The organism is Chloroflexaceae bacterium (genome assembly GCA_025057155.1).
In the GTDB taxonomy this organism is placed as follows: domain Bacteria; phylum Chloroflexota; class Chloroflexia; order Chloroflexales; family Chloroflexaceae; genus JACAEO01.
The window spans coordinates 119,983-131,579 of the sequence record JANWYD010000012.1 but is presented as its reverse complement, the minus strand read 5'-3'; the positions used below and the strand labels follow the sequence as shown (position 1 = coordinate 131,579).

Genomic DNA, 11,597 nt, shown 5'->3' with positions numbered 1-11,597 from the left:
CAGCCTCCTCAGCGGCTCAGTGTCCTCAGTGGCTCAAGCATTCCGGTCAGTGCTCTAGAACGTCTCCCACACCCAGTGGTACGAGCTTACCGGCAACGGGCGCGGCGGCATGGGCTGCCCCGGTCTGGGCAGCCGGTCATTGGCAGGATTGGCCGTTCCGCTGCGCGCGTAGATGTAGGCGATCTTGCCAGCGTTCAGCTCGAAGGAGGTCTTGAACCAGGCCTGGGCGATGGTCGGCTGGGCCCAGGGGAAGTCGACGCCGAAGAAGCTCGGAAGGCGCATGTTCTCCACCAGGCGCCCGCCGAAGGCCACATCGGCCATGTTGCTGTTGAAGCCCAGCAGCAGATGCGCTCCCTGGAACGAGTTGAACCACTTGCGGATCGGTTCGCTGCCCGTGGCGTAGCCCTGCACCCGTAGCGTCTGGCACGAGGCGAAGCCGACCCAGCGGGCGCTGTTGAAGCGGGCATTGTTGGCGCTGGCCCAGGTGCTGTCTCTGTTCGAGGCCAGGCTCAGACCAGCCGGGCCGCCGTGACCGGCGTAGTACACAAAGTCGGCCCGGTCCACGCCCCAGGTGCAGTCAATCCCGCCCAGACCGCAATCGCGCCAGTCGCGCTCCCAGGCGGCGCTGTTGGACCAGTAGAAGCGCTGGCTGTAACCGTAGCTGAGCATCCCGCCGCGTAAACCGTTGGCGTCGGGGATGACCCCTGGCAGATCGCCGCCGCCCGCACCGGCCGGCGGATAGTCCCAGTTGGCTTCGATGCCGAAGCTGTAGCCGGCCTGCTCCGGGAAGGCTTCGGCGGCTGTGTTCGGGTTGCCGCGCTCGCTGACGAGCAGCGGCAGGTAGAGCGTGGGGGCGATGGCGGGCCGCAGGAGGATCTGCGCCTCGCGCACCGCGCCCTCATTATCGGTGACGCGCAGCACCACGGTAACCGGCGTGGGGGCGCCGTCACGGCCTGCGGCGGGCAGGTTGCGGGTGCGCAGTTCCACCGCGCCGGGGCCGTTCACCGTGGAAGAGCCCAGCGCGACGCCATCGCCGGTGAGCCATTCGACGCGGTAGGGCGCCGCGCCGTCGCTGATTGTGCCCCGCAGCAGTATTTCCTCCCCCGGGTTGAAGGACGAGCCGCTGGCCGGGTCGGTAATGCTCACCGTTGGGCCAAAGCCGCCCGGCCCCGACCGGGCCAGGGGCGCCACGATGTCGCGCAGGATCACCGTCTCGCCGCCGACGGTAACCTCGATGCCCGCAAACTCCAGCACCGGTTCCAGCGCCCGCTGCTCGACCGCGGCGTCGAGCACGTAGTAAGACAACGACGGTTGCGGTACATTGACGGTAGCGCCCGGAAACGAAGCGCGCACCTGCTGCTCGACCTGGTTGCGGATCGCGTCAGGGTTGGCAATGGGCACATTGCGCGGCTGGCCGATCTGGCGGCTGAAGAGGGGCATTGCCACCGCCGCCAGGCCCGGCACGACGTTGTCGAGCGTGGGGCCATTGTCGGGAGTGGTGGTGGTAAAGAGCAGCGAGAGGTGCCCGCCCGGCCCGCCGAGGGGCAGGCCAGACTGCTGGCCGAACTTCACCGGCAGGCTCATCGGCACCCGTACCACCACGCCAACATTCTGCTCAGTCGCGGCGGCGTCAGGGGTGTTCGCGGGGAGCGTGGCGGCGCGGATCAGGCTCGTCTGATAGAGCGGGTTCTGCGGATCGGGATTGAAGTCGCAGCCCTGAGGGTTCGGCGTGAATACCCCCTGCGGGTTCTGCGGGCCGAGCAACAGCCTGCCGCTGCCGTCCATAAAGCCATTATCCACGAGGAACCGGCAGGCCAGCCGTTGGGCCTGCCCGCGGTCAATGGCCCCGCGCGCGCTCTCGCGGCCGAGTTCGTTCAGATTGGTGGCGTAATAGCCGCCCGTGGCCCCGTAACGCACCAGCAGCGAACGGGTGTCGGTGAACGCGACCGTAAAGCGTGGAAACCCGAGATACGTATCCGACGCGATCGGCTGGCGATCGTAGATGCCGCTGAAACGTTGGGCCAGATCGCGCGTCGTGTCGCCGGTCACCTGCGGCGCGCTCAGAGGAAAGACCGGCAGTGTGCCGCCCTGCTGGATGACGATATCGTTCGCGGTGACAAAGACAGGCGGAGCGGAACGCGCGGTCCAGGCGCCGGTGAGGGCCGTGATGAACACCAGCGTCAGTAGCATCAGGCGCCACGGAAGACGGTTCGGAACTGCGGACATCAGGTTCTCCTTTCGTTGATCGCTCGCGGTTCGCGCGGCACGTTCTCAAACGTAAGGCTCCTGGAGGGCGTAGCTTTCTCAGGCCCTCCCCTCAAGCCTGTACACGACCCATAAGTTGGGAGTGAAGGTTCCGCCCCCAACCTTCCTGATCCTCTGGACCGGCAGGAGCGATCCGCCGGTCGCCCCCGCCATATGCTTGGCGCCGCCCGACGCTTCACCGGCCCCGCTGCCGTATTCGGCATCAGGACGCGCTTCTGCGGAACAGCGTTCGGGACCCCCTGTGCCATGGTTCTCAGGTGTAGGGTGTTCCGGCGCATGCTCGCGTCGCATGCGCCATCCGGGGCATTGGGACGTCCAACTCTCCCCGATCCCGCTCGCGGGGGAGGGGGGCGGGGGGGTGAGGGTGGTAAGCGCGCTGGAATGCCGAAAACTCCTTCTCGTTCGGAAAACCCTACACCTGAGAACTGTGACATAGGAGGCTTGCATATCCCCTCAAGCAGAGGAAACTCTGGGCGGCCATACGTTGAGAATCTCCCTGGAGAGCACATGTAACAACGAGATTCGCAACGCATTTGACACTCGGGGACCGGACAGCTTTCGCACGCGATCCTCTGTGACTCGGCAAGCTACAATCATACCTGGGAGGGTGTTGGAGAGCGCGGCGCTCGCCGGCCAGGAGCGTATGGGAGAGTGTAGCTCTCCCGCGAAAATGCTCGTTAAGCTGGACGGCGCAGCCCCGTGGACATACGTGAGGAGCGCGCATGGCACGTTCGCTATACCTCGTTCCGCTGGAACGGCACGCCGGAACCTCGCTGCTATCGCTGGGCATCCTCGATTATGTGCTGCGTAAGACACGGCGCGTGGCGATCTTTCGCCCGGTGATCCGCGACGAGGCCATAACCCGGCCTGACAAAACGATTGATCTGCTGCTGCGTCACTTTCGCCTTGATCAGGGCTACGACGAAACCTATGCGCTGACCGCTGCGGCGACCGACGCCTTGCTGGCCCATAGTCGCTACGACGAGCTTCTCAATCGCATCATTGCCGCCTACCAGCGCCTGGCGGGGCGCTATGATTTTGTCTATTGCATGGGCTCTGACAGTCATCACGATGCCCCTCAATTTGAGTTCAACCTGAATGTCGAAATGGCCCGCAGCCTCGACAGCCCGGTCATCCTGCTGGCGAGCGGTCAGGGGCGCGGCGTCGAGGAGCTTGCAGGGATGCTGCGGCAGGCTCATGACGCCTTTCGCGCCCGCGGCTGTCCGGTGGTGGCGCTGGTGGTGAACAAGGTCGAACCCGAACGTCTGGAGGCGCTGCGCGCGTCGCTGGCCCGCGATCTGGAGCTTCCCCCCGATCAGGTGGTGGTTTTGCCGGCCGATGTGATTCTGGCTAGCCCGACAATGCGCGAGGTGGTCGAGCAGCTCAACGCCGAGGTGCTCTATGGCCGCGAGCAGCTCGACCGGCAGGCCCGCCGGGTAATGATCGTGGCCATGCAGATGGAGCATTACCTGGAGCGTCTCAGCGACCATGCATTGCTGGTCACGCCGGGCGATCGCGGCGATATTCTGCTGAGCGCGGTGCTGGCCCACCATTCGGCAAACTACCCGTCGCTGGCCGGGATCGTGCTGACGGCGGGACAGCGGCCCTCGGCGGCCCTGACGCGCCTGCTCGACGGTGTGGGCGAGATCCCCCCGGTGGTGGCGGTGACCAGCGATACCTACGAGACCGCGACCGAACTGTTCCGGGTGAAGTCCTACATTACGACTGAGGCGCCGACGAAGATTGAGGCGGCGCTACAGCTCTGCGCCCGCTACATTGACGGCGCGGCGCTGGAACAGCGTTACGGCACAATCGCGCCACGGGGGGTCTCACCCCGGCTCTTCCTCTACAACCTGACCCAGAAGGCTCGCTCCAATCGCCGGCGTATCGTCTTGCCTGAAGGCAACGAGGAGCGCATCCTGCGCGCCAGCGCCATTCTGGTGCGCGAAGGCATCGCCGACCTGATCCTCCTCGGCAACCCGCAGGAGATCCGCGCTATGGTCAGCCGTCTGGGGATTGATCTGGATCTCGATCAGGTCACGATCATTGACCCGGTCACCTCGACGCGTCTTGACGCCTATGCCGACGAACTCTACCGCCTGCGCCAGCACCGCGGCATGACCCGTGAACTGGCCCGCGACCTGATGCTCGATGTCTCGTACTACGGCACGATGATGGTCCATATGGGCGACGCCGACGGCATGGTCTCGGGCGCGGCGCATACCACGGCCCACACGATTCGCCCCGCGCTCCAGATCATCAAGACGCGCCCGGGCATCTCGATTGTGTCCTCGGTGTTCTTTATGTGTCTGGAGGACCGGGTGCTGGTCTACGGCGATTGCGCCATCAATCCTCGACCCACCGCCGAGCAACTGGCCGATATTGCAATTGCCTCGGCGGATACGGCAAAACTCTTCGGTATCGAGCCGCGGGTAGCGATGCTCTCCTACTCCACAGGTGAGTCAGGTGAAGGGGAGGAGGTGGAGCGGGTGCGGAAGGCGACCCGGTTGGCGCAGGTACGCCGCCCTGATCTGTTGCTGGAGGGGCCGCTCCAGTACGACGCCGCGGTAGACGAAACCGTCGCGCGCACCAAGATGCCCGACTCCAGGGTCGCGGGCCGGGCCACGGTGCTGATTTTTCCCGATCTGAATACTGGCAACAATACCTACAAGGCGGTACAGCGGGAGACGGGCTCGATTGCAGTGGGGCCGGTGCTCCAGGGGCTGAACAAGCCGGTCAATGATCTGAGCCGCGGCTGCAGCGTCGAGGATATCGTCAATACCGTGGCGATCACCGCCGTTCAGGCTCAGGAGATGCTGGAACTTACGGAGGTATAAAAACCAGCAGGGGCGCGGGGAAACCTGGTTTCCCGCATCTTCCTCCAACCGGAGCCGGACTTAACCCCGGCCCGAGTGAAGGTTGTTCCTTCCCGCCGGCAGGGGGTGGGGAAACCTCTCAGGTGCAGGGTTTTTCGAGCGAGCAGGGGTTTTCGGCATTCCAATGCGCTGACGATCCTCACCCCCCCGAGTTGGGCGTCCCAATGCCCCAGATGGCGCATGCAACGCGAGGATGGGCCGGAAAACCCTACGCCTGAGAAGTAGGGGAAAGCCGGTTTCCTCGCCTCATCTGGCTCGAAGGCCCTACAGCATACCCACAGCGGCCAGCCAGAGAATGAGCAGTCCGATGGCAATGCGGTAGATGCCGAAGGCCACGAAGGTGTGGCGCGCGACGTAGCGCAACAGCCAGCCAATCGCCAGGTAGCCGACGATCATGGCCACCACCGTGCCTAGCAGCAGGCGGCCCCAGTCGCCGGCCTGCACCTGGTCAAGGCTGCCGATCAGGTCTACCAGCGTTGCTGCGCCGAGGACGGGGATCGAGAGGTAGAAGGAGAAGGCGGTTGCAGTGCGCCGGTCGAGACCAGCCAGCAACCCGCCAACGATGGACGAGCCGGAGCGCGATACCCCCGGAATGAGGGCGAACACCTGGGCAATGCCAATTCCCAGGGCCTGCCCGGGGGTGACGCGCCCCAGATCGCAGGTGCGCGCGGCGCGGAGCGGAAAGTATTCGATGAGCAGAAAGATGATCCCGCCAGCGATCAACGCCCCGGCGATGACCTGGGGCGTCTCGAAGAGCACGGCCTTGATGAAGTCGCGGAAGACGATGCCAATAACCGCGGCAGGCAGGGCCGCAATCACGACCCCGATCCAGAGCCGGCGCGCCGCCAGCGCCTCCTCGGTTGCGCTCCGCCCCAGCAGGGCGCGCCCCTGGGCCAGGAGATCACCGGCGTAGAATGCCACGACCGACAACACCGTGCCGAACTGAATGAAAATCTCGAAGGTGCCCCCGATGCTGCCGGTGTATCCCAGCAGATCCGAAACGATGAGCAGGTGGCCGGTGGAAGAGATCGGCAGCCATTCGGTGATGCCCTGAACCACTCCCAGAACGATCACCTTCCACCATTCGGGGTCGCCAGGAACGGCAATCGCCAGGCTGCCCAGCAGGGCTGCCACCGCGCCGATCAGCAGGGGCAGGGGCAGCGCTGGCGCGGGCGCGCTGACCTCGCGGGCGGATGGTTTGTGCATGGATTCTTCGCTTCTTCAAGCCCTGTTCCCGTAGGGGGCCACAGTCCCGGCAACCCTCACCGAGATGACGTCTCGCTGCAGCGCCAGCATGCGTGGCGGCGCTTGCGCGTGGCTCAACAGCGTGCGCTCGGCGGATGACGATCCGCTCATCGTCTGGTCGCGACGCTCGATAATCTTTCTCCAGCACGTTTTATCCAGGAGAGCGCTGAAAGGGTCGGAGCAAGGAGCACACCGGCAGCTTCCCTACATCCCGTACTCCAGGCGGCGGATCAGCGCGCCAGGCAGCCGCGCCTCGATCATCTGGCGCTGGGTTGCGCGCACGTCATATTCCACCCGAGCGAAGGTTACGATGCCGCGGTCGGTATCGAGAAGCGCATAGGCCGCGCGGGGGTCCTGGTCCCGGGGTTGGCCGACGCTGCCGGGGTTGATAATAAAGCGCGAGTGCTCTTCGAGCTCAACCACCCGCTGGCGGTCGGCCAGAAAGCGTTCACAGCGGTCAAAGCCGTCGCGGACGCGGAATCCGAGCTGGACGTGGGAATGGCCAATGAAACACACTTGCTGGTCGAATGCCAGGAAGTTGCTGGCGGCCTGTTCGGTCGAGAGCAAATACTCCCAGACCGGCTCACGGGGGCTGCCGTGGGCGAGAAAGAAGCGCTCGTTAATCGGCAGGGCCGGGGCGAGTTGCTCGAGCCAGGCGCGATTCTCTGCACTGAGTTGCGCGCCGTTCCAGATATTGGCCCGGCGCGCATCGGGGTTGAAATCCTGCAGATCGATCTTGCCGAGACAGGCGAGGTCGTGATTGCCGGTGAGGGCTTTGCTGGCGTACTGGCGCATCAACGCCACGCACTCATTCGGGCGCGGGCCGTAGCCGATGGTATCGCCCAGGCACCAGAGGTCGTCAAAACTGCCCACAGCGGCCAGAACTGTCTCCAGAGCGACGAGATTTGAGTGAATATCAGAGACAATAACGACACGCATGCGGGCACCTGCGCTTTTTTGACGCTACCCAAACCGGGTTCTATAATGGAAGCGGTAACGTCCCAGCGAAAACGCTCACCACGTATGTTCGAGCCAACCGCCCATTGTCCATATCTCGGGCTTAAGCAGAACCAGGCGATACGTTTCGCCTCACCCACGCCTGAGCATCGCTGCTACGCTACCGGCCAGGCTCAAGAGATCCCCTCAACTCCGCCAGAGTACCAGAGCGCCTTTTGCCTTTCCGCCAATCATATCAGATGCCCATTATACACGGGCAGGGTGCTTCCATCAACGCCGGCGCCGGCCACTGCTCCGAGCGTCGAACCGGCGCTTGCCTCCACCGGCGGGTTGCGCGGCTGGCTGGCGGGTCTTCCCGCCCGCGATCGCGCAGTCTACGGGCTGCTGCTGACTCTGCTGGGAGTGATTCTGGTGATCTACTCGCTCGCAGGTCTGAGTCTGGTCCGCGAGGGCGCCTTTTCGGGCGGCTCGCCTCCTCCGGCGCCAACGTTGACTGGAGAGCCAGAACCCGGCATCCTGGGGCCGTCTTCCGCTGCAACGGCCACGGGAGCGGCGACGCTAACGCCGACCGCGCGGCCCTCGAGCACGCCCACGGCCAGCGCCACGCCAACCGCGTCGGTTCTGCCAACGATTGAGGCCATTACCGCCAGCCCCCTGCCGCCCACGGCAACTTTCGCGCCGCCAATCTATATCCCGCCCCCTCCGGCGCCAACGAATACGCCGGGGGCATTGACTCCCATCACTCCCGAAGCGCCGACTGCGACCGAGGTAGTGGTTCCGTCTCCCACGTCGCCGCCTGGAGAGATTCCCATCGAGACACCGGTTATCTTCCCCTCAGAAACGCCCACCACGGTGCCAGCCCAGACGCCCACGCCGCCGTTCCCGGAAGCGCCCACCAGGGCGCCAGTCGAAACGCCCGCGCCGCCATCTCCAGAGGAGCCCACCGGCGCCCCTCCAGCGGCGCCTACGGCGGGCGCACCGCCATCGCCCGCCCGCACCCCCGCGCCGTAGACATCGGGAGAAACACGAGCAGAGCCGGGGAAACCAGGTTTCCCCGGCTCTCTCCACGCTATACGCCGGCCTGGGAAGCTGCAGCCCCGCGGGTCTGATGAGCCGTCAGAGGCGCTCCAGCCAGGGTAGCAGAGCGTCGCAGAACGCCTCGGGCGTCTCGTCGAAGGGGCAGTGACCGCTCTCGGACAGAATGATAATCTCGGCCTGGGGCAGGAAGAGGCGCTTGATCGCCTCGGCGTCCGAGGGGGGGATGGAGCGATCTTCGGCGCCCCAGATCAGCAGCGTCGGGCCTGTGTACTCGCCGGGGCGCATCTCGATCACCAGGTTGGTCGCGTTGCGCGTTGCGGCCAGGTACGATCCTGCACCATAGCGGCGCAACGGGCCGGCGAAGGTCTGCACCAGTTCGGGGGTTACCCGCTCCTTGCGGTGATAGGAGGCGAGCAACGCCTGGCGCACGCCCCACTCGTTGGCAAAGATGCCGGCCATGGTTTCGCCGACCAGGGGTGCGCCAATGACATTAAGCAGGAGCCGGTCGGTCGGGGTCAGCGGGCGCTCGTAGGGCTGCATGCCTGAACTGTTGACCAGCACCAGGGCGCGGGTAAGCGCCGGGTGGCGCCGGGCCACTTCACTGGCGACCACCCCGCCCATGGAGTGACCGATCACCACTGCCGGGCTGCCTACCACCCGGTCAATAAACGCAGCCACCTGATCGGCCCAGCGCTCGCGGCTCGGCAGGCCGGCAGGCCGGGCCGAGTAGCCGAAACCGTACAGATCGAGCGCGAACAGGCTATGCCGACGCGCTACTGGACGCATAATCGGGCGCCAATGTTCGATCAGCGCGCCGTAGCCGTGGATTAACACGACCGGCAGGCCGTGGCGCGGCTCGGAGGCCCAGTAGCGTATCGGCCCCTGCGGTCCGTCAAGGTAACGTTCCGTAATGGTATAGCGCCGCTCGGTTGTGGGGGCGGCGGTTGTGGTGGTTACTGGATTCATAATCGTTTAGCAGCGGAGAAGGGTAATCCCTGACAGGGCGCAGCCCTGCCGGGCCCTTCCGTTCAATACCGTGATCCTCACTAGTAGCATACCACAATTGCACACCTTTTGTCATTAATTTGCAACGTATCACCCGGCGCAGTTGCAACGTCTTCGGGGCTTGCCCCGAACCCCGAGTTTTTCGTTAGGCGTGGCAGCCTCGCCGCCCCGATCCCGCGGCTGGAGGCAGACCGTGCATCGGCCCCGGAGGCGTCACCTGTCCCCGCTGCGGGCCAGTTCGCGCCGTTCCAGGGCGAAGAGCACAATGGTTACATCGGCAGGGTTGATGCCGGCGAGACGCACGGCCTGGCCGAGCGTCGCCGGGCGGAAGCGCTTAAAGACCTGGCGGGCTTCGTTCCGCAGGCCGGGCAATTCGTCGTAGTCAAGCTCTGGCGGGATGCGCCGGCCTTCCATCTTCCGCAGCCGCTCCACCTCGCGCTGCTGGCGCTCGATGTAGCCGCCGTATTTGCATTCGATCTCCACCAGTTCGACCACATGGTCGGGCGCTTCAGGGAGACCCAGCACGTCGCGCACCTGGGCATAGCGTACCGCTGGACGGGCGAGCAGGTCGGCGGCGGTTGCCGGCTGGCTCAGGCGCTCCACGCCAACGGCAGCCAGGGCCTGGTTAAGGGTTGCCGACGGGTAGAGTTTACGCCCCTCCAGGGCGGCGCGCAGGGCCAGAGCCTCCTCACGGCGGCGCTCCACTGCCGCGGCGCGGGCGGCGTCCACCAGGCCCAGGTCGCGCGCCAGGGGCGTGAGGCGCAGGTCGGCGTTGTCGCCGCGGAGCAGCAGGCGATGCTCGGCGCGCGAGGTGAACATGCGGTAGGGCTCGCGGATCTCTTTGGTCACCAGATCATCAATCAGCACGCCGATGTAGGCCTGGTCGCGGCGGAGGATCACCGCGGGCGCGCCAGCGACGTAGCGCGCGGCGTTGATGCCGGCCATCAAGCCCTGCGCCGCCGCCTCTTCGTAGCCGGTGGTGCCGTTGATCTGCCCGGCCAGGAACAGCCCCGGCATGCGCCGCGCCTGGAGATCGGCGCCTATCTCGCCGGTAGCCACCGCGTCATACTCGATGGCGTAGCCGATGCGCATCAGTTCGGCCTGCCGCAGCGCCGGAATGGAGCGCAGCATGGCCCACTGCACATCTTCGGGCAGCGAGGTGTTGCAGCCCTGGACATACACCTCGTAGGTGTGCCAGCCCTCCGGTTCCAGAAACAGCCCGTGGCGCTCCTTGTCGGCGAAGCGCACGATCTTGTCCTCGATGCTGGGGCAGTAGCGCGGCCCCACGCCCTCGATGACCCCCGAAAAAAGCGGCGCCCGGTCAAGGTTGGCGCGGATCAAATCGTGGAAGGCCGGGGTGGTGTGCACCAGGTAGCACGGCAATTGCGGGCGCCACCCGGTGAGGGTAGGATGGGGATAGACCGCTGCGGGCGGGCCGCTGTAGGCGGGCGCCGGCGGATCCTCGAGATCCGGGTAGTAATGGCCGAAATACACCGGCACGGGGCTGCCGTGTTGCACCTCGGCGTGGCTAAAATCAATGCTGCGAGCGTGCACCCGCGGCGGCGTGCCGGTCTTCAGGCGCACCAGAGGAAAGCCCAGTGCCGCCAGGTCCTCGCCGAGGGCGACCGCCGGAACCTCGCCGGCGCGTCCGGCACCCCAGGTCGCCTGCCCGGTGATTGCCCGACCGCGCAGGAACGTCCCCGTGGTTAACACCAGGGCCTTCGCGCCGTAGACCCATCCGGTATGGGTGATCACCGCGAAGGCCGCCTCCGGCGGCAGCGCCGCCGCCTCGGACCGGGGGCGGCCACGCAGTGGAACAATCCGCTCAACCATGGCCTGCCGAATATCCAGGTTCGGAACCCGCTCCAGGGTCTCCTTCATCACCTGGGCGTACAGACGCTTATCGCACTGCGCCCGCAGCGATTGCACGGCGGGACCCTTGCTCTCGTTCAGCACCCGCAGTTGAATGGCGGTACGGTCAGTGATCCGCGCCATCAGCCCGCCGAGGGCGTCAATCTCGCGCACCAGGTGGCCCTTGGCCGGACCGCCAATGCTGGGGTTGCAGGACATATGGGCCAGTTTATCCAGGTCAATTGTCAACAGCAATGTGCGCCGGCCCATGCGCGCCGCGGCGTGGGCCGCCTCGCAGCCGGCGTGTCCGGCGCCGACCACAATCACGTCGTACAGGGTCTGCATATGCCGTGCTATAAT

Annotated in this window: 7 protein-coding genes; 2 read left to right on the top strand and 5 right to left on the bottom strand. The window is 65.7% G+C overall.

What is annotated here, in order from left to right:
• Nucleotides 1–54 precede the first annotated feature (54 nt).
• Nucleotides 55–2,226 carry a DUF6345 domain-containing protein gene (locus NZU74_12850; GenBank protein ID MCS6882213.1) on the bottom strand — a complete coding sequence of 724 codons (2,172 nt, stop codon included), beginning with the start codon at nucleotides 2,224–2,226 and terminating at the stop codon, nucleotides 55–57.
• Nucleotides 2,227–2,987: 761 nt separating this feature from the next.
• Here NZU74_12850 and pta point away from each other — a divergent pair.
• Nucleotides 2,988–5,102 carry a phosphate acetyltransferase gene (gene pta / locus NZU74_12845; GenBank protein MCS6882212.1) on the top strand — a complete coding sequence of 705 codons (2,115 nt, stop codon included), beginning with the start codon at nucleotides 2,988–2,990 and terminating at the stop codon, nucleotides 5,100–5,102.
• A 303-nt stretch (nucleotides 5,103–5,405) separates the two neighbouring features.
• On the opposite strand, the gene NZU74_12840 is transcribed toward pta, so the two are convergent.
• Together NZU74_12840 and NZU74_12835 are read right to left on the bottom strand one after the other, a co-directional pair.
• Nucleotides 5,406–6,347: an undecaprenyl-diphosphate phosphatase gene (locus tag NZU74_12840; protein ID MCS6882211.1), complete on the bottom strand. Its 942-nt coding sequence runs from the start codon at nucleotides 6,345–6,347 to the stop codon at nucleotides 5,406–5,408.
• 243 nt (nucleotides 6,348–6,590) lie between these two features.
• Nucleotides 6,591–7,325 (bottom strand): metallophosphatase family protein, encoded by a 735-nt coding sequence (locus tag NZU74_12835; protein ID MCS6882210.1) that lies wholly within the window; start codon nucleotides 7,323–7,325, stop codon nucleotides 6,591–6,593.
• A gap of 279 nt (nucleotides 7,326–7,604) precedes the next feature.
• Between NZU74_12835 and NZU74_12830 the strand changes: the two genes are divergently transcribed.
• Nucleotides 7,605–8,354, top strand: a complete 750-nt coding sequence (locus NZU74_12830) for a hypothetical protein (GenBank protein MCS6882209.1) — start codon at nucleotides 7,605–7,607, stop codon at nucleotides 8,352–8,354.
• 105 nt (nucleotides 8,355–8,459) lie between these two features.
• Here NZU74_12830 and NZU74_12825 read toward each other — a convergent pair whose 3' ends face one another.
• Complete coding sequence (locus NZU74_12825; protein MCS6882208.1) at nucleotides 8,460–9,347, bottom strand: alpha/beta fold hydrolase; 888 nt, start codon at nucleotides 9,345–9,347, stop codon at nucleotides 8,460–8,462.
• A 252-nt stretch (nucleotides 9,348–9,599) separates the two neighbouring features.
• The gene (locus tag NZU74_12820; GenBank protein ID MCS6882207.1) at nucleotides 9,600–11,582 is read right to left on the bottom strand and encodes a tRNA uridine-5-carboxymethylaminomethyl(34) synthesis enzyme MnmG; all 1,983 of its coding nucleotides are present in this window, start codon (nucleotides 11,580–11,582) and stop codon (nucleotides 9,600–9,602) included.
• Nucleotides 11,583–11,597 lie beyond the last annotated feature (15 nt).

What these genes read in the sequence shown, in the direction of transcription:
- NZU74_12850 (MCS6882213.1), bottom strand. Translation starts at nt 2,226, where the DNA reads ATGTCCGCAGTTCCGAACCGTCTTCCGTGGCGCCTGATGCTACTGACG.
- pta (MCS6882212.1), top strand. Translation starts at nt 2,988, where the DNA reads ATGGCACGTTCGCTATACCTCGTTCCGCTGGAACGGCACGCCGGAACC.
- NZU74_12840 (MCS6882211.1), bottom strand. Translation starts at nt 6,347, where the DNA reads ATGCACAAACCATCCGCCCGCGAGGTCAGCGCGCCCGCGCCAGCGCTG.
- NZU74_12835 (MCS6882210.1), bottom strand. Translation starts at nt 7,325, where the DNA reads ATGCGTGTCGTTATTGTCTCTGATATTCACTCAAATCTCGTCGCTCTG.
- NZU74_12825 (MCS6882208.1), bottom strand. Translation starts at nt 9,347, where the DNA reads ATGAATCCAGTAACCACCACAACCGCCGCCCCCACAACCGAGCGGCGC.
- NZU74_12820 (MCS6882207.1), bottom strand. Translation starts at nt 11,582, where the DNA reads ATGCAGACCCTGTACGACGTGATTGTGGTCGGCGCCGGACACGCCGGC.